Below are 18,026 nucleotides of genomic sequence, written 5' to 3'. Positions count from 1 at the left end.
TGAAAAAGCAAAAGGCATCGGCGCCGCCGATGCCTTTTTTTGTGTGGCGGCCGCCGAGGCTGCCGCTACCCTTCAACGCAGGACGAGCACGGGGATATGGGTGTGCGTGAGCACATGCTGCGTCTCGCTGCCCAGCAGCAGGCGCTGCAGGCCCTTGCGGCCGTGCGAGGCCATGACGATGAGATCGCAGTCGCGGCGCTTGGCCACGTCGATCACGCTTTCGGCGACCAGGTCGGACTTGACGATCTCGGTGGTCACGTTGACCTTCAGAGCCTGTCCCTTGGCATGGATGGCATCCAGCACGGTCTGCGCGTTGGAAGTCCACTGGCCTTCGATGCGCTCGATCTGCTTGAGGTCCACGGTCTCGCCGCCCTCGAAGTAGCTGCGCGGATAGTGTTGCACCACCTGGACGACGACGACGCTGGCGCCGCACAGCGCGGCAAGGCCCAGCCCGCTGTCCACGGCCTTGTCGGAAAGCTCGGAACCGTCGGTGGCGATCAGGATGCGGTTGTACATGCGTGCTCCTTTCGTGTGTGCTGATGGGTGGGATGAAGTCAGCATAGACCCAACCATGAGTTAACGGTTGATTAATGTCAATACGCTTATCATGCGGCCCGATTACGCTAAGAACCATGCCCCACACCACGATAGCCCCATCCAGCGAGGCGGCAGTGGCGGCGCTTGATTCAGGCCCCTCGCACTCGCAGCAGGCCACCGCCCGGCTGCTGGATGATCCGCAGGAGTGGAGTTCGTTCGGACGGCCCGCAGGCCCCGCAACTCCCGCCGACCCTTCCAAGGAACCTACCGACTTTCCCGCCTGGGATTCGCACGTCGTTCTGGAAGGCATGCACTGTGCCGCATGCGCCCTGACCATCGAGGATGCGCTGCGTGCCGTGCCCGGAGTGGAGAAGGCCGAAGTCAGTGCTGCCACGCGCCGCGCCCGTGTCACCTGGCGCCACGCGCAGGTGCTTCCCTCCGAGTGGATGGAGGCCGTGCGGCGCGCCGGCTACCAGGCGCTTCCCGCACGCGATGCCTTTGCGCGCGAGCGCCGCCAGGCCGAGAGCCGCCGTGCGCTGTGGCGCTGGCTGGTGGCCGGCTTTTGCATGATGCAGGTCATGATGTATGCGTGGCCCGCCTACGTGGCCCGCCCCGGCGACCTGTCGCAGGAGATGGAGGCGCTGCTGCGCTGGGCCTCCTGGGTCATCTCGCTGCCCGTGGTGCTGTTTTGCTGCGGCCCCTTCTTCTCCAGCGCGCTGCGCGACATACGCCAGCGCCGTGTGAGCATGGACCTGCCCGTGGCCCTGGGCATGCTGATCACCTTCGTGATCAGTTCGCTGGGCACCTTCGATCCTTCGGGCCCCTTCGGCGAGGAAGTCTTCTACGACTCGCTGACCATGTTCGTCTTCTTCCTGCTGTCCGGCCGCTGGCTGGAGCTGCGCCTGCGCGACCGCACGGCCGGCGCGCTGGAGGCGGTGATGAACCGCCTGCCCGATGCCGTGCTGCGCGAGAACGCAGCCGGCCATTTCGAGCGCGTGGCCACGCGCCGCCTGCGGGCGGGCGACCGGGTGCGCGTGCTCAGTGGCGAGGCCTTCCCGGCCGACGGCACCATCGTGCGCGGCCGCACCCATGCCGACGAGGCCCTGCTCACCGGCGAGTCCACGCCCGTGCTGCGTGCCGAGGGCGATACCGTCACGGCCGGCAGCTACAACCTGGATGCCGTGGTCGATGTGCGCGTGGATGGCGTGGGCGCCGATACGCGCTTCGCCCAGATCGTGGGCCTGATGGAAAGCGCCTCGCTGCAAAAGCCGCGCCTGGCCCAGCTGGCCGACAAGGTGGCGCGGCCCTTTCTCGTCGTGGTGCTGCTGGCTGCACTGGGCGCCGCCATCTGGTGGTGGCCCACCGATCCCGGCAAGGCCATGATGGTGGCGGTGGCCGTGCTCATCGTGACCTGCCCCTGCGCGCTGTCGCTGGCCACGCCCGTGGCCATGCTCACTGCCGCCGGCACGCTGGCGCGCAGCGGCGTGCTGGTGCGCAACCTGCAGGGCCTGGAGGCGCTGGCCGCCGTGGACACCCTGGTGTTCGACAAGACCGGCACGCTCACGCGCGATGGCCTGGCCCTGTCGTCCTTCGAGCCTGCTGCGGGCGAAGACGCCGACGAAGTGCTGGCACTGGCGGCGCTGCTGGCGCGCCAGTCCATCCACCCGGCCTCGCGCGCCATTGCGCAGGCTGGCGCCGATGCCGCCACCGACTGGAAGCTGGACACCATGCAGGAAATGGCTGGCCTGGGCCTGGACGCCTGGGTGCAGCGCCCCGGCGCGCGCCGCCATCTGCGGCTGGGCTCGGCCCTGCACGCAGGCCTGGCCGGGGAGCAGCCCGTGCAGGGTGTGCTGCTGGCCGAGGAGACCTCGCAGGGCTGGCACACGCTGGCCCGCTTCGTCCTCAGCGAGGACGTGCGGCCCGAGGCCGCCGCCGTGGTGCAGGCGCTGCACCGGCATGGCGTACAGGTGATGCTGCTGTCCGGCGACCGCGAGGACGCGGCCCGCGCCATGGCGGCGCGCGTGGGCATCACCCAGGCCGAAGGCGGCTGCAGCCCGCAGGACAAGCTGGAGCGCCTGCAGCAGGCGCAGGCTGCCGGCCACCACGTGGCCATGGTGGGCGACGGCCTCAACGACGGCCCAGTTTTAGCTGGAGCGCATGTCTCTTTTGCTTTTGGTAGAGCAGTGCCCCTGGCACAATCGCGCGCAGATTTCGTTGTTCTGGGTGACAGCCTGGAACTGGTACTCCAGGCATGCCTGTTGTCGCGCCGCACGCTGCAGGTGGTGCGCCAGAACATGGCCTGGGCAGCCGCTTACAACGCGGTGTCGATTCCGCTGGCCCTGGCGGGCTTCATGCCTGCCTGGGTGGCCGGCCTGGGAATGGCACTGAGTTCGCTGCTGGTGGTGATGAATGCCGCGCGCCTTGCGCGCAGCCTGCCACTGGCTGCAACGAAACACACGGGCACGCCTGCTGCGCCCGCAGCGTCCGTCGCGATAAAGACGGGCTCCACCGCAACGGTGGGGAGGTTCTGATGGAAATACACCCCCTGAGCGGCTGCGCCGCTTCCCCCTCTCTCGCTTCGCGGGAGGGGAACGACACCTTCGCCGCGAGGCGGCTCTTGCTCGGTGTCACTGAGCTGGATCGCGCCCGTTCTGGGGGCAAGGCGTGGCGCGTCAGCGCCACGGGGAACTGACCATGGATATTTTGTATTTGCTGATCCCGCTGTCGGTGGTGCTGGTGCTGGCCATCCTTGCGGCCCTGTGGTGGGCCGTGTATCGCGGGCAGTTCGAGAGTGTGGAGCAAGAGGGTGAGCGCATTCTTCGGGACGATTGACGTGGGTCAACACGCCCGGGAGCGAAGAACGTAACACTTTGATAGCAATCTAAGGGGTGCACGATGGATAGTTCAAATAAAAACGCTGTCTATTACGACGATTCCGTCGTAAGGCAGTTCTCTATCATGGCCGTCGTCTGGGGGGTGGTAGGCATGGCTGTCGGGGTGTTGATCGCCTCGCAGCTGGCCTGGCCGGAACTCAACTTCGGCATTCCATGGCTGAGCTACGGACGCCTGCGTCCGCTGCACACGAACGCCGTGATCTTTGCCTTTGGCGGATCGGCGCTGTTCGCAACCAGCTACTACGTGGTGCAGCGCACCTGCCAGACGCGGCTGTTCATGCCCAAGCTGGCCAGCCTGACGTTCTGGGGCTGGCAGATCGTCATTCTCGCCGCCGCCATCAGCCTGCCGCTGGGCTACACCCAGGGCAAGGAGTACGCCGAACTGGAGTGGCCGATCGACCTGCTGATCGCCGTGACCTGGGTCTCGTATGCCATCGTGTTCTTCGGAACCATCGGCATCCGCAAGGTCCGTCACATCTACGTGGCCAACTGGTTCTTCGGCGCCTTCATCATCGCCGTGGCACTGCTGCACATCGTCAACAGCGCGGCCATTCCCGCCGGCTGGATGAAGAGCTACTCGGCCTACGCCGGCGTGCAGGACGCGATGGTGCAGTGGTGGTACGGCCATAACGCCGTGGGCTTCTTCCTGACCGCAGGCTTCCTGGGCATGATGTATTACTTCATCCCCAAGCAGGCTGGCCGTCCGGTCTACAGCTACCGCCTGTCCATCGTCCACTTCTGGGCGCTGATCTTCACCTACATGTGGGCGGGTCCTCACCACCTGCACTACACCGCGCTGCCCGACTGGACGCAGTCCGTGGGCATGGTGTTCTCGCTGATCCTGCTGGCTCCCAGCTGGGGCGGCATGATCAACGGCGTGATGACGCTGTCGGGCGCATGGCACAAGCTGCGCGACGACCCCATCCTGCGCTTCCTGATCGTGTCGCTGTCGTTCTACGGCATGTCCACGTTCGAAGGTCCGATGATGTCCATCAAGACCGTCAACGCGCTGTCGCACTACACGGACTGGACCGTGGGCCACGTTCACTCGGGCGCCCTCGGCTGGGTGGGCCTGATCACCATGGGCTCGCTGTACTACCTGATCCCGCGCCTGTTCGGCAAGACCAAGATGCACTCGGTGGGCGCCATCGAACTGCACTTCTGGATGGCCACCATCGGCATCGTGCTGTACATCGCCGCGATGTGGATCGCCGGTGTGATGCAGGGCCTGATGTGGCGCGCCGTCAATCCCGATGGCACGCTGACCTACACCTTCGTCGAAAGCGTCAAGGCCAGCTATCCGTTCTACGTGATCCGCGTGGCCGGTGGCCTGCTGTACCTGGGCGGCATGCTGGTCATGCTGTGGAACACCTGGAAGACCGCGATCTCGGGCCGTTCGGTGAAGGTGGCCGTGCCTGCCGTCGTGGCCCACGCCTGAGCGTCTAGGAGCATTACTCATGTCCGATCACAACAATAGCGCTCCCAAGAGCTTTTCCCACGAGAAGGTGGAAACCAACAATTTCCTGCTGATCGTTCTGACCCTGCTGGTGGTCGCCGTCGGCGGCATGGTGGAAATCGTTCCGCTGTTCTTCCAGAAGTCGACCACGGAAGCGGTGGCGGGCCTCAAGCCCTACACGCCGCTGCAGCTGATGGGCCGCGACGTCTATCTGCGCGAGGGCTGCTACAACTGCCACTCGCAGATGATCCGCCCCTTCCGCGCCGAGACCATGCGCTACGGCCACTACTCAGTGGCTGGCGAGTTCGTCTATGACCACCCCTTCCAGTGGGGTTCCAAGCGCACGGGTCCCGACCTGCACCGCGTGGGCGGCAAGTACAGCGACGAATGGCATCGCATCCACCTGAACAACCCGCGCGACGTGGTTCCCGAGTCCAACATGCCTGCCTACACCTGGCTGGAAAAGAACAAGGTGGATGACACCGTGGTCGCCCAGCACATGAGCGCGCTGCGCAAGGTGGGCGTGCCCTACAGCGACGAGGAAATCAGCGGCGCTGCCGAGCAGGTCAAGGGCAAGACGGAAATGGACGCCGTCATCGCCTACCTGCAGGTCCTGGGCCGTTCGGTCAAGTAAAGGAGAGCGACATGGACATCACCACCATGCGCATCGTGGCCACGCTGGCCTCGCTGGCCTGCTTCATCGGCATCTGGTGGTGGGCGTTCGCCCGCCGCAACCAGGCCCGTTTCGACGAGGCCGCCCAGCTGCCGTTCGAGCAAGACTGAGTCCCTCCACCAGAACGAGAACTTCCCATGAGCGATTTCGTAAACAACTTCTGGTCGATCTATGTCACGGCGATCACGCTGGGCGGCATCATCGGCTGCCTGCTGCTGCTGTATCTCACCGCACGCAAGAAGGTGGTCCCATCGGCCGACAACACCACGGGCCACGTCTGGGACGAGGACCTGCGCGAGCTGAACAACCCCATGCCCAAGTGGTGGATGTGGCTGTTCATCATCACCTCGGTGTTCGGCTTCGCCTACCTGGCGGCCTATCCGGGCCTGGGCTCGTTCGCGGGCAAGCTGGGATGGACGCAGCTGGGCGCCTATGAAAACGAGATGGCCAAGGCCCGCGCGGACCTGGAGCCGCTGTACGCCAAGTTCACGAGCATGAGCACCGAAGACATGGCCAAGGATCCCCAGGCCATGGCCATCGGCGAGCGCCTGTTCATGAACAACTGCGCACAGTGCCACGGCTCGGATGCACGCGGCGGCAAGAGCTTCCCCAACCTGACCGATGGCGACTGGCTGCATGGCGGCACGCCCGAGAAGATCAGGGAAACCATCACGGGCGGCCGCATCGGCATCATGCCGCCCATGGCCGCTGCCGTCGGCACGCCCGACGATGTGCGCAACCTCTCGCACTATGTGCTGAGCCTGTCGGGCAGCCCGCACGATTCGCTCAAGGCCTCGCTGGGCAAGTCCAAGTTCACGGCCTGCGCTGCCTGCCACGGCATGGACGGCAAGGGCAACCAGGCCCTGGGCGCGCCCAACCTGACCGATGACATCTGGCTGCACGGCTGGGGCGAGGCCGCCATCACGGCCATGATCAACAACGGCAAGCACAACGAGATGCCTGCCCAGAAGGACAAGCTGACCGAGGCGCAGATCGCGGTGCTTGCTTCCTATGTCTGGGGCATGTCGCACAAAGACGGCGCAGTCCGTCAGTAAGCACAGGGGCGGCGCTGCGGCGCCGCCTTTTTGCGTTTTGAGTTTTCAGATATTTCAAAAAAACAAAGGAACCCACCATGAAGCCCGAGAGCGGGGATGACACCGGGAAGCCTCCCCGCAAAGTCATTCCGATCACGCCGGCCACGCCTGATCCGGGCGAGCTGGTGTCGATGTTCGAGTCGGAAAAGAAGGTCTACCCGCGCTCCATCAGCGGTGTCTTCGCACGCTGGCGATGGGCCCTGGTGTTTCTCACCCAACTGGTTTTCTACGGCCTGCCCTGGCTGGAGTGGGGCCAGCGCCAGATGGTGCTGTTCGACCTCGGAACGCGGCGCTTCTATCTCTTCGGGCTGGTGCTGTACCCGCAGGACTTCATCTACCTGGCGGGCCTGCTGATCATCTCGGCGCTGGCATTGTTCCTGTTCACGGCCGTGGCCGGGCGCCTGTGGTGCGGCTTCTCGTGCCCGCAGACGGTCTACACCGAGATCTTCATGTGGGTGGAGCGCAAGGTCGAAGGCGACCGCAGCGCGCGCATGCGGCTGGACAAGAACGGCTGGACCTTCGAGAAGGCCTGGAAGAAGTCGCTCAAGCAGTTGCTGTGGATCGCCATTGCGCTGTGGACCGGCTTCACCTTCGTGGGCTACTTCGTGCCCATCCGCGAGCTGGGCGGCGAGCTGCTGGCGCTGCAGGGCAGCTGGCAGATGTTCTGGGTGCTGTTCTACGGCTTTGCCACCTATGGCAACGCGGGCTACATGCGCGAGCAGGTCTGCAAGTACATGTGCCCCTATGCGCGCTTTCAGAGCGCCATGTTCGACCGGGACACCATGATCGTCAGCTACGACACGGGCCGGGGCGAGCCGCGTGCGCCGCGCACCAAGAAGGTGGACTACAAGGCCCAGGGCCTGGGCGACTGCATCGACTGCAAGATGTGCGTGCAGGTCTGCCCCGTGGGCATCGACATCCGCAACGGTTTGCAATACGAATGCATTGGCTGCGGCCTGTGCATAGACGCCTGCAATTCCATCATGGACAAGATGGAGTACCCGCGCGGCCTGATCCGCCTGACCACGCAGAACGCCATGGCCGGCCTGTGGCGGCGTGCCCAGGTGCTGCGCCGCATCTTCCGTCCGCGCGTGCTGATCTACTCGGCCGTGCTGATCGGCTTGAGCGTGGCCATGATCGTGAGCCTGGCGCTGCGCCAGTCGGTCAAGGTGGACGTGATCCGCGACCGCGCCTCGCTGTCGCGCATCGTGGCGGGCGGCAAGCTGGAGAATGTCTACCGCCTGCAGATCATGAATGCCACCGAGCAGGCCCAGCGCTACCGCATCAGCACCCATGGCCTGGACGGGCTGGAGCTGGCGTCCGAGCAGGAAGTCGAGGTCGGCCCGGCCGAGACGCGCGGCATTGCGGCGCGCCTGCAGATTCCCTACGGTTCGGCCGAGCCGGGCTCGCACACCGTATTCTTCGATATCGATGCCGTGCATTCGGGCGCGGGACGCGCGTCCGAAAAGGCCGTCTTCCTGGTGCCCCGGTGATGTTCCTGGCAGGCGCGGCACGGTCCGCGCCTGCCGCCTGAAAGAAAGAGGTTTCCCATGTCTTCCAGTCCCGCAGTGTCCGCGCCCGCGCAGGCTCCATCGCACCCCGACGCCGGCAAGCCCTGGTGGAAGTTCGGCCATGTCTGGCTGGTGGTGGCCGGCCCGGCGGCCGTGGTGGTCGCTGCCGTGATCACGGCCATCATCGCCATCAATGGCGCCGATCCCGTGATCGACCCCGACTACTACCGCAACGGCATCACGATCAACGAGCGTGCCGATGGCGTGCGCGAAGTGCCCAAGAGCATGGCGCCCGCCGTCACCGGCCGCAACCATGCGGCCACGCCCGCGCACGATCACCCCACGGACCGCTGATCGCCGTGCACCCCTGCAAGAGGCCGCAGTCGCGGCCTTTTTGCATGGCGGATCGCATCTCCGGCATGCGCGACGGGTGAGGGTTTCCTACAGGCGTGCAGGGCGCTGCGGGGCTTGGCGCCATGCGTTGGCGCGGCGCACAATGAAGGCGACCCCTCGACAGCACAAGGAGATCGCTGATGTTGGCCCAACGCTGGATGTGGATTGCCTGGCCTGCCTTTCTGGCAGCCGCCGTGATGGAGATGCTGGTTTTTGCCTTTGTGGATCCGCTGGAGCTGCATTGGCTCGGCGACCTGGGCTGGTCGCGCCAGGGCATCTACACGCTGGCCTTCTTCGCCTTCTGGGGCGTGACCATGCTCTCCAGCCTGATGACCACCATGCTGGGCCGCTCGGCCCGCGATCTCAATGACGGCGTGGTCTCCGAGCCCGACCCGGACCTGGCCATGCAGGGGCTGGGGCGGGACTGAGCGAGAGCCCGCCGCAATGAACAAGGCCCGCTGTCGCGGGCCTTGTTCATTGGCGGATGAATGCTTGCCGCCCTTGCAGCCTCACTGGCACTGCTGGCTGTTGACGATGCGCTTGAGCGCCTCCGTGTCCAGGATGCGCAGATGGCGCTGGCGCACCTCGATGATGTTGTCGTCCGCGAACTTGGAGAAGGTGCGGCTCACCGTCTCCAGCTTCAGGCCCAGGTAGCTGCCGATTTCCTCGCGCGTCATGCGCAGCACCAGTTCGGACTTGGAAAAGCCCCGCGCATGCAGGCGCTGCACCAGGTTGAGCACGAAGGCGGCCAGGCGCTCTTCGGCGCGCATGCTGCCCAGCAGCAGCATCACGCCGTGCTCGCGCACGATCTCGCGGCTCATGACCTTGTGCACATGGTTTTGCAGGGCCGTGACCTCGCGCGACAGGTCTTCCAGCTTGTCGAAGGGCATGACGCAGACTTCGGCGTCTTCCAGCGCGACGGCATCGCAGGTGTGGTGGTCGTTGACGATGCCGTCCAGGCCGATGATCTCGCCGGCCATCTGAAAGCCTGTGACCTGGTCGCGTCCGTCCTCGGTGGCCACGCAGGTCTTGAAGAAGCCGGTGCGGATGGCGTACAGCGAGGTGAATGTCTCGCCGTTGCGAAACAGCAGGCCTCCGCGCTTGACCTTGCGGCGCGTGGCCACGATGTCGTCGATGCGCTGCATCTGCTCGGCATCCAGGCCCATGGGCATGCACAGTTCGCGCAGGTTGCAGTTGGAGCAGGAGGCTTTGATGGTCTGAAGGTTCATGGAGTGATAAACATCAGCGGCACACAGCGTGCCGGCGGTGACCTCGTGGATTGCGATGAGTTGGATCAAATTGTCGCAGCAGTCCCTCAAACAACTCTTGATATGAGTCAAGGACATGACCGATGTGCTGCGGCACAGTCGAGGTATTAGAGGAAAAAACCCATGACCGCTGTCACCCCAGAGCTGCTGCGTCGCTTTGACGTACCGGGGCCCCGATACACCTCGTTCCCTACCGCCGACCGCTTTGTCGAGGCCTTTGGTGCAGAGGACTATATCCTGGCGCTGCAACAACGCAAATCGAGTACCGCAGCGCGTGCCATGCCTTTGTCGCTGTATGTGCACGTGCCCTTTTGCGAGTCGCTTTGCTACTACTGCGCCTGCAACAAGATCGTGACGCGCCACCACGATCGCGCCGCCGTCTACCTGGACTACCTGGCGCGCGAGATGGCCTTGCATACGGCCCATTGCGGCAAGGGCCAGACCGTCAGCCAACTGCACCTGGGCGGCGGCACGCCCACCTTCTTCTCCGACGACGAGCTGCGCACGCTGATGGGCCTGTTGCGCGAGCATTTCAAGCTGGAGCCGGGTGGCGAGTACTCCATCGAGGTCGATCCGCGCACCGTCAGCGTTGAGCGCCTGGCCGTGCTCAAGGAGCTGGGCTTCAACCGCCTGAGCTTCGGCGTGCAGGACTTCGACGAGCAGGTGCAGATCGCCGTGCACCGCGTGCAGCCGGCCGAGCAGGTGTTCGAGCTGGTGGCGGCCGCGCGGCAGCTGGGCTTTGCCTCCATCAACGTGGACCTGATCTACGGCCTGCCCAAGCAGACGCCCGAATCCTTCGAGCGCACGCTGGCCCAGGTCAACGCGCTGCGGCCCGACCGCATCGCGCTCTATGCCTATGCCCACCTGCCCGAGCGCTTCAAGCCGCAGCGGCGCATTGCGGCCGAGGATCTGCCCCAGGGGGCCGACAAGCTGGCCATGCTGTCGCGTTCCATCGCCGCGTTCATGGACGGTGGCTATGTCTACGTGGGCATGGACCACTTCGCCCTGCCCGAGGACTCGCTGGCCGTGGCCAAGCGCCAGGGCCGGCTGCACCGCAACTTCCAGGGCTACAGCACCCAGCCCGACTGCGACCTGATCGCGCTGGGCGTGTCGGCCATCGGCAAGGTGGGCGCCAGCTACAGCCAGAACGCCAAGACGCTGGAGGAGTACTACGACGCCATCGACGCCAGCCACCTGCCCGTGGTGCGGGGCCTGGCGCTGTCGCGCGACGACCTGGTGCGCCGCGCCGTCATCATGGCCATCATGTGCCAGGGCGCCGTGCTGTTCGAGCCCATGGAGCAGGCCTGGCTGCTGGGCTTTCGCGAGTACTTCGCGCCCGAGATGGCGGCCCTGGAGGACCTGCAGGCCAAGGGTCTGGTGCAGATCAGCGACGAGGGCTTCCAGGTCACGCCCATGGGCTGGTACTTCGTGCGCGGCGTGGCCATGCTGTTTGACCGATATCTGCAGGCGGACAAGAACCGGGCGCGGTTTTCGAGGATCATCTAGGCCCCATGCTGTTGTCGCTGCTCTGGACCGCTTTGATCATGGGGCTCGTCGGCGGGCCCCATTGCCTTGCCATGTGCGCTGCGCCCTGCGGCGTGGTCACGGGCGGGGCGGGGCAGGGCGGCGGCTCGCAGGTGGTGGCCGTGCATGGATTGCAAAGCCGGCTGTGGCTGCGCACGGCGCTGTTCCACGGCGGCCGTCTGGCCGGCTATGCCAGCCTGGGCGCTGCCTCGGCCCTGGCCATGGAGAGCCTGTCCTGGCTCACCAGCCAGACCACGGCGCTGCAGCCGTTCTGGACACTGACCCATGTCGCCGTGATGGCCTGGGGCCTGGCCATGATGGTGCAGGCCCGCCAGCCCGCCTGGCTGGAGTCAGCCGGCCGCGCCGCCTGGCGGCGCGTGCAGCCCTGGGTGTCGGCGCCGGGCGGCACGCTGGCGGCAGGCTATGCCTGGGCGCTCATGCCTTGCGGACTGCTGTATTCGGCCGTGCTGGTCGCCGCGCTCAGCGGCGGCCCGTTGCAGGGCGCGCTGGCCATGGCGGCCTTTGGCGTGGGCAGCGGCCTGTGGCTGGTGGCCGGCCCCTGGCTGTGGCGGCTGGGCCGGCAGCGCCTGAACGGTCTGCGCGCCGAATGGGGCACGCGCCTGGCCGGCCTGATGCTGGTGGGCGTGGCCGTCTGGGCGCTGTGGATGGACCTGATCTACAAGCCCAGCCTCTGGTGCCGTTGAGCAACAGCTGAGGCCAGACTTGGCACCTGGGGTCGCGGATTGGCTGCGAGGCCCTCAGAACTGGAGATAATGCCCGAATCATCGGCTTACATATTGCCGATTCCTTCAGCCTCGGGGCCGTTGCCGCGCGTGAACCATTCCGTCCTCATCGATATCCGAGACCTCCGTCCGGGCATGTTTGTCCAGCTCGATGTTGGGTGGCTGAACCATCCCTTTCCGGTCAGCAGCTTCAAGATCACCTCCAGCGCACAGATCCAGACCCTGAAATCCCTGGGCCTGGAGGTGGTGCGCTGTGTCCCGCACAAAAGCGACACCTGGCCCGCCGAGGTGCGCACCCCGCCGCCGCAGGAGCTGCCGCCCGTCGTGGTGGCCCCCGAGCCTGCACCCACCGAACCTGCGCCAGCACCGCTGCTGCTGTCCGTGCCCGACTGGCGCGGCCGGCTGGAGGACTGCAATGCGCGCTTTCAGAAGGTGGAGCGCGGCTATGTGGCCATAGAGACCACCATCGCCAGCGCGCCCGAGCAGGCGCGCATGCCCACCGAGGCCCTGGTCGATGGCTGCCTGGCCGAACTGGCGGGACCACAGGACGTGGCCATTCACCTGCTGTCCGATGGCGTGGGCAGCAGCCAGAGCGTGCATGCCGTCAACGTGACCGTGCTCAGCCTGCTGCTGGGCCGGGCCCTGGGCCTGCAGGAATCGCTGCTGCGCGACCTGGGCCTGGCGGCGCTGCTGCATGACGCGGGCAAGCCCGTGGCCGGTGTCGAAGGCATGCACGGCCTGGCCCTGGAGCCTTCCGTGCCCGACGCCCTGCGCGAGCGCTACGAGCGCCATGTGGGCGAATCCGTGGCCATTGCCATGCGCATGGGCCTGTCGGCCCAGGTCACCACGGCCATCGCCCAGCACCATGAATGGGCCGACGGCACGGGGTTCCCGCTGAGCCTGGTGGCCGAAGACATGGAGCTCACGGGCCAGATCCTGGCCCTGGTCAACACCTATGACCGCCTGTGCAACCCTGGCGATGCGCAGACGCCGCATACGCCGCACGAGGCCCTGTCCATGCTGTTCAGCCGGCTGCGCGACAAGTTCGCCGCGCCCGTGCTCAATGGCTTCATCCGCATGATGGGTGTGTTCCCTCCGGGCTCGGTGGTGGAGCTGACCGACGGGCGCCATGCCATGGTCATGTCCGTGAATGCATCACGCCCGCTCAAGCCCTCGGTGATGGTGCACGATGCCGGCGTGCCGGCCGCGCAGGCGCCCGTGCTGGCGCTGGAGCTGTTTCCCGAGCTGGGCATACGCCGGGGAGTGGCGCCCGCGCAGCTGCCGCGCGATGCGCTGGACTACCTGTCGCCGCGCCGGCGTGTCTGCTATTACTTTGAACGGGCGGTGGAGTTGGATCCATCGAAGGTGGCGTCTTGAACAAGCAAGCGCTCAACCGCGCCTGGCCCCGTCTGCTCGATGCACTGCAGGAGGCCCTGTGGCTGATCGATGCGCGCACCCTGAAGGTGCTGCGCGCCAACGCCGCCAGCGAATCCGTCACCGGCTATGAGGCCGATGCGGCCCCGGGCCTGCCCGTGCAGGTGCTGGCCGCCACGCCGCAGCAGCAGGCTTTCTGGAGCGATCCCTTCAACTGGCAGGCCGGAGCCCAGTTCATTGCCGAGGTGCGCCGCGCCGATGGCCAACTGGCGCCCGTGGAGATGCGCGTGCGCGCGCTCGACGGCGAGGTGCTGCTGGTCAGCATGCTGGACCGGCGCGAGCAGGCCTTGCACGAGGCCGAGTTCGAGAGCCTGCTGGGCGAGTTGCGCGCCACGCTGGAGTCCGCGGCCGACGCCATCCTGGTCTGCGATCCCGATGGCCGCATCCGCGCCTTCAACCATCGCTTTGCCACGCTCTGGGGCATTCCCGAGGCGCTGCTGGTGCGCCGCAACGACGTGGCCATCCTCGACCACCTGGCCAGCCAGGTGCGCGATGCCGAATCCTATGCGCGCCAGCTGAAGCTGCTGTCGGCCCAGCCCCTGATGGAGGCGGCCGACGTGCTGGACCTGCGCGACGGCCGCATCCTGGAGCGCCGCGCCGTGCCCCAGCTTCGCCGGGGCCTGCCCATGGGGCGGATCTTTTCCTTCCGCGACATCACGGCCGAGGCCCAGACCCAGGCGGGCCTGGAGCTGGCCGCGCGCGTCTTCGAGTCCAGCCTGGACGGCATCTTCATCGCCGACGGCTACATGGATGTGGCCCGCACCAACCCGGCCTGCGAACGCCTGCTGGGCGGCATGCCCGTGCAGGGGCGCACGGTGGAGTCGCTGTTCGAGGCCGCCGAAGGCCAGGCCGACACCCTGGGCGACCTGGCCCGCATCCAGTGGCACCAGGGCGGCTTCTGGGAGGGCGACCTGTGGCTGCGCCAGGCCGGCGGCGCGCGCTGCGCCGTGCGCCTGTCCTGGGTGCCGCTGCGCAACGCGCAGGGCGACGTGGTGCAGAGCATCGGCTTCATGCGCGACCTCACGCAGCAGCGCGTGGCCCAGCAGCGCATTGAACAGCTGGCCTACAGCGACGCGCTCACCGGCCTGCCCAACCGCCTGAACCTCACGGAGCGCGTGGATGCAGCCATCGAGGCCGCGCGCGCAGGCGGCACGGTGTTCAGCATCCTGTTCATCGACCTGGACCGCTTCAAGATCATCAACGACTCGCTGGGCCACCAGTTCGGGGACCGCGTGCTCAAGCTGGTTGCGCAGCGCCTGAGCGACTGCATGCGGCCCGTGGACATCCTGTGCCGCCTGGGTGGCGACGAGTTCGTGCTCTATCTGCAGGGCTGCAACGCCGAGCTGGCCGCTTCGGTGGCCAAGCGCATCCTGCAGGAGATGGAGCGCCCCTTCCTGCTCGACGGCCTGGGTTTCTCCGTGCAGTGCAGCATCGGCGTGGCCCAGTACCCGGCCGATGGCCTCACGCTGGATGAACTGATCCGCCAGGCCGACACCGCCATGTACCGCGTCAAGGAGCGGGGCCGGGGCCATTTCAGCTTCTACCAGCCGCAGATGAGCGCCGGCCTGCTGTCGCGCATGAAGCTGGAGCACGCCATGCGCCAGGCGCTGGAGCATGGCCGCATGGCGGTCTACTTCCAGCCGCAGGTGCACATAGACAGCGACCGCATCGTCGCGGCCGAGGCGCTGCTGCGCTGGACCGATCCCGAATTCGGCGTGGTCTCGCCGGGTGTCTTCATCCCGCTGGCCGAGGAGTCGGGCTACATCGTCACGCTGGGCGCCTGGGTCATGGAGCAGGCCGTGCAGGAGGCTGCACGCTGGCAGCAGCAGGGCATGCCCATCAAGGTCTCGGTCAACGTGTCGGCGCTGGAGTTCCGCCAGTCAGGCTTTGTCGAGCGGGTGACCGAGCTGCTGCGCAGCTACGGCCTCACACCCCAGCTGCTGGAGCTGGAGCTGACGGAAAGCATCTTGCTGCAGGACGCCCAGGACATGGCGCTGCGCGTGTGCCAGATCGCCGATCTGGGTGTGGGCATGGTGATTGACGACTTCGGCACCGGCTACTCCAACCTGGCCTACCTGAAGAAGCTGCCCATCTCCAAGATCAAGATCGACCAGAGCTTCGTGCGCGGCCTGCCCAGCGACGAGGGCGACCAGGCCATTGTGGGCGCCATCATCAGCCTGGGTCTGGCGCTGGGCGTGGAGATCGTGGCCGAGGGCGTGGAAACGCACGAGCAGCTGACGGCCATCCACCGCATGCAGGGCCACTACTTCCAGGGCTTTCTGTGCGCGCCTGGCCTGCCGCGCGAGCAGTTCGGCGAATGCCTGCAGGCCCAGCGCGCCGGCATTGGCGCCATCGCCTACCGGCAGAGAATGGCCCAGGCCGCGAGCACTCAGTTGCCTGCGCTCAAGCCCTTCCAGAGCATGTAGGCCGCCAGGCCGAACAGCAGCGTGGCAAAGATGCGCTTGAGCTGGCCCACGGGCAGCCGGTGCGCGGCCCGTGCCCCCAGCGGTGCCGTCAGCACGCTGCAGCAGGCCAAGGCCAGCAGGGCCGGCAGCCACAGGTAGCCCAGCGAGTATTCGGGGCGCCCCGCGTCGCCCGCGCCGGTGAAGATCAGGCCCGCCGCATTCACCACGGCAATCGGAAACCCCAGCGCCGCGCTGGTGCCCACGGCCATGTGCATGGGCACCGAGCAGCGCATCATGAAGGGCACGCTGATGAAGGCCCCGCCCGCACCCACCAGCCCCGAGATGAAGCCCAGGCCCGTACCCGCGCCGTACAGCCCCAGCGGGCCGGGCAGGGCGCGCGTGGCCGCGGGCTGGCTGTTGCTGCGCAGCATGCGCAGCGCCATGTAGCCGATGAATACGCCAAAGAACAGTGCCAGGTACTTGCCGCGCAGCAGCGCGAAAACGCCCAGGCTGGCGAGCAGGCCGCCCGTGATGATGCCCGGCGCCAGGCTGCGCACGATGTCCCAGCGCACGGCGCCGCGCCCATGGTGGGCGCGCAGGCTGGAGATCGAGGTGAACACAATGGTGGCCATGGCCGTGGCGATCGCCATCTTCACGGACAGGTCAGGGCCGACCCCGCGCTTGTCGAGGAAGTAGGTCAGAAACGGCACGAGCACCATGCCGCCGCCCACCCCCAGCAAGCCGGCCAGGAAGCCGGAGCACAGGCCCAGCAGGGCCAGTTCGAGAAACAGCAGGTCAGGCATGCGGCAGAAGGTCGGTAGTGGATGGGCGGGGAGGGGAGGGCAACAAAAAACCCGGCGCACCATGGAGGTGCGCCGGGTTGGAATCAGGTGTCTGCAAAGACCACCGGGCCGTCATCCTGAACCGGGGTTCAGGGGGGCAAGGGCAGCCAGACGTTGGGTTCATCTAACGCGAGACGATCACGCTCGAATGGCAATGTACCAAGCCCGGGCTCATAGAGCATTGGTCCAAGGAACTATAAAGCCCGGCGGGTTTGCAGACGCCTCCATTCTACGGCGATTGAGCAGGCCCGCAATCAAGTTCTTTGAACGGCATGGGCTTTCCATTGACATGGCCGATGCCATGAAAAACGGCCTCCGAAGAGGCCGTTGGATGGACGGGAAGTGCAGCGGCTCAGAGCAGCCGTGCATCGCCTTCCAGAGCCTGGTCCAGGCGCAGCACCAGTTGCTCGGCAAGGGCCTGCTGGCGCTGGCGCTCGGCCAGTTCCTCGGGGCTGGGCTCGGGCGGCATGGATTGGGCGGCATGCTGCGAAGTGACCTCGTCATGCAGGGACTGCATTTCGGCCTGGGCCGTGGCCATGGCGCTTTCCTGCGCTTCGCGGTCCAGCACGTCGAAGGCCATGTTCAGCGCGGACAGCACGGCCACGCGCTCGCGCGAGCGGACCTTGCCGCTGTCGCGGATCCGGGTCATGGCCGTGTCCACACGGCGCACGGCCTCGAGCAGACGCTCTTCCTGGCCATCGGGGCAGGTCAGCACATAGCTTTGCTGCAGGATTTGCACTTCGATCTGCTTCATGGGCGTTCGGGACGTCGGCGGTTGCGAAGGGGGTCAAGCCCCCTGGTTGGAGGGCAGGCGCTCGATCAGGGCATCGACGCGGGCCCGTGCGGCGTTGAGCCGCGAGCGCAGTGAATCACGCTCCTGGGTCAGGGCCGCCACCTGTTCGGCGAGTAGCGCATTCGTGCGTTGCAGTTCCTCGTGGCGAACCAGCAGGCGCTCCACGCGCTCTGCAATGTGGTCGAGGGAAGTCTGGGAGGTCATAGACGCTGAGATTGTAGGACGTGCGAACGAAGTGAGCGCATTCCGTGGAAGTATCCGAGGAAACCTGATAGCAGGGGGGCTTAGAAGGCTTGACGTCAGCGCCGTGCTCAGGTATTCGAGCGCAGGCGGCAGACTGTCTCACAAAATCGTAGCGCCATGTGTAGGACACGTCTGCTTCGGCGGGGTGTAATGCGTAAGCATTGGTTGCGGGCGCGGTGCGGGTAGGGTGCGGATACGGCGGGGGTGCGCACTACA

18 protein-coding genes are annotated in these 18,026 nt (G+C 66.4%); 13 read left to right on the top strand and 5 right to left on the bottom strand.

Annotation, left to right across the window (positions count from 1 at the left end; translation table 11 throughout):
* Positions 1-72: 72 nt before the first annotated feature.
* Positions 73-516, bottom strand: coding sequence for a universal stress protein (locus LGR64_RS15950; RefSeq protein ID WP_012204620.1), 444 nt, complete (start codon positions 514-516; stop codon positions 73-75).
* A gap of 116 nt (positions 517-632) precedes the next feature.
* Here LGR64_RS15950 and LGR64_RS15945 point away from each other — a divergent pair, with 116 nt between their 5' ends.
* The 9 genes from LGR64_RS15945 to LGR64_RS15905 all read left to right on the top strand — a co-directional run bounded on the left by LGR64_RS15945 (position 633) and on the right by LGR64_RS15905 (position 8,986).
* Positions 633-3,068 (top strand): heavy metal translocating P-type ATPase, encoded by a 2,436-nt coding sequence (locus LGR64_RS15945; RefSeq protein ID WP_230356060.1) that lies wholly within the window; start codon positions 633-635, stop codon positions 3,066-3,068.
* Between the two features lie 163 nt (positions 3,069-3,231).
* A complete protein-coding gene (ccoS, locus tag LGR64_RS15940; protein WP_013803228.1) occupies positions 3,232-3,369 on the top strand; it encodes a cbb3-type cytochrome oxidase assembly protein CcoS in 138 nt (45 codons plus the stop codon).
* A 63-nt stretch (positions 3,370-3,432) separates the two neighbouring features.
* Positions 3,433-4,869 carry a cytochrome-c oxidase, cbb3-type subunit I gene (gene ccoN / locus LGR64_RS15935; protein WP_063326627.1) on the top strand — a complete coding sequence of 479 codons (1,437 nt, stop codon included), beginning with the start codon at positions 3,433-3,435 and terminating at the stop codon, positions 4,867-4,869.
* 19 nt (positions 4,870-4,888) lie between these two features.
* Positions 4,889-5,521, top strand: a complete 633-nt coding sequence (gene ccoO / locus LGR64_RS15930; RefSeq protein ID WP_012204624.1) for a cytochrome-c oxidase, cbb3-type subunit II — start codon at positions 4,889-4,891, stop codon at positions 5,519-5,521.
* A gap of 11 nt (positions 5,522-5,532) precedes the next feature.
* Positions 5,533-5,670 carry a cbb3-type cytochrome oxidase subunit 3 gene (locus LGR64_RS15925; protein WP_012204625.1) on the top strand — a complete coding sequence of 46 codons (138 nt, stop codon included), beginning with the start codon at positions 5,533-5,535 and terminating at the stop codon, positions 5,668-5,670.
* Between the two features lie 27 nt (positions 5,671-5,697).
* Entirely contained in the window at positions 5,698-6,615 is a 918-nt protein-coding gene (gene ccoP, locus LGR64_RS15920) for a cytochrome-c oxidase, cbb3-type subunit III (protein WP_012204626.1), read from the top strand.
* A 77-nt stretch (positions 6,616-6,692) separates the two neighbouring features.
* Positions 6,693-8,147 carry a cytochrome c oxidase accessory protein CcoG gene (ccoG, locus tag LGR64_RS15915; RefSeq protein ID WP_230356059.1) on the top strand — a complete coding sequence of 485 codons (1,455 nt, stop codon included), beginning with the start codon at positions 6,693-6,695 and terminating at the stop codon, positions 8,145-8,147.
* 57 nt (positions 8,148-8,204) lie between these two features.
* A complete protein-coding gene (locus LGR64_RS15910) occupies positions 8,205-8,519 on the top strand; it encodes a FixH family protein (RefSeq protein WP_012204628.1) in 315 nt (104 codons plus the stop codon).
* 179 nt (positions 8,520-8,698) lie between these two features.
* Positions 8,699-8,986 carry a hypothetical protein gene (locus LGR64_RS15905; protein WP_013803226.1) on the top strand — a complete coding sequence of 96 codons (288 nt, stop codon included), beginning with the start codon at positions 8,699-8,701 and terminating at the stop codon, positions 8,984-8,986.
* A gap of 81 nt (positions 8,987-9,067) precedes the next feature.
* On the opposite strand, the gene fnr is transcribed toward LGR64_RS15905, so the two are convergent.
* Positions 9,068-9,787, bottom strand: coding sequence for a fumarate/nitrate reduction transcriptional regulator Fnr (fnr, locus tag LGR64_RS15900; protein ID WP_034391808.1), 720 nt, complete (start codon positions 9,785-9,787; stop codon positions 9,068-9,070).
* A 162-nt stretch (positions 9,788-9,949) separates the two neighbouring features.
* Between fnr and hemN the strand changes: the two genes are divergently transcribed.
* The 4 genes from hemN (at position 9,950) to LGR64_RS15880 (ending at position 15,953) form a co-directional block, all read left to right on the top strand.
* Positions 9,950-11,332: an oxygen-independent coproporphyrinogen III oxidase gene (gene hemN, locus LGR64_RS15895; protein WP_034391810.1), complete on the top strand. Its 1,383-nt coding sequence runs from the start codon at positions 9,950-9,952 to the stop codon at positions 11,330-11,332.
* A gap of 5 nt (positions 11,333-11,337) precedes the next feature.
* Complete coding sequence (locus tag LGR64_RS15890; RefSeq protein ID WP_012204632.1) at positions 11,338-12,054, top strand: sulfite exporter TauE/SafE family protein; 717 nt, start codon at positions 11,338-11,340, stop codon at positions 12,052-12,054.
* Positions 12,055-12,123: 69 nt separating this feature from the next.
* Positions 12,124-13,470 carry an HD-GYP domain-containing protein gene (locus LGR64_RS15885; protein ID WP_268868957.1) on the top strand — a complete coding sequence of 449 codons (1,347 nt, stop codon included), beginning with the start codon at positions 12,124-12,126 and terminating at the stop codon, positions 13,468-13,470.
* A complete protein-coding gene (locus LGR64_RS15880) occupies positions 13,467-15,953 on the top strand; it encodes a bifunctional diguanylate cyclase/phosphodiesterase (protein ID WP_230356054.1) in 2,487 nt (828 codons plus the stop codon). Before LGR64_RS15885 ends, LGR64_RS15880 begins: the two co-directional genes overlap by 4 nt.
* On the opposite strand, the gene LGR64_RS15875 is transcribed toward LGR64_RS15880, so the two are convergent.
* The 3 genes from LGR64_RS15875 to LGR64_RS15865 form a co-directional block, all read right to left on the bottom strand.
* Complete coding sequence (locus LGR64_RS15875; RefSeq protein ID WP_230356051.1) at positions 15,917-16,735, bottom strand: sulfite exporter TauE/SafE family protein; 819 nt, start codon at positions 16,733-16,735, stop codon at positions 15,917-15,919. The genes LGR64_RS15880 and LGR64_RS15875 overlap by 37 nt on opposite strands.
* 391 nt (positions 16,736-17,126) lie before the next feature.
* On the bottom strand, positions 17,127-17,528 hold the full coding sequence (locus tag LGR64_RS15870) for a cell division protein ZapA (protein WP_141833885.1): 402 nt from the start codon (positions 17,526-17,528) through the stop codon (positions 17,127-17,129).
* 33 nt (positions 17,529-17,561) lie between these two features.
* Complete coding sequence (locus tag LGR64_RS15865; protein WP_012204637.1) at positions 17,562-17,771, bottom strand: hypothetical protein; 210 nt, start codon at positions 17,769-17,771, stop codon at positions 17,562-17,564.
* Between the last annotated feature and the right edge of the window lie 255 nt (positions 17,772-18,026).

It is taken from the genome of Delftia sp. Lp-1, from assembly GCF_020523835.1.
Classification (GTDB): Bacteria; Pseudomonadota; Gammaproteobacteria; order Burkholderiales; family Burkholderiaceae_C; genus Comamonas; species Comamonas acidovorans.
This window is presented reverse-complemented; position numbering and strand designations above follow the sequence as displayed.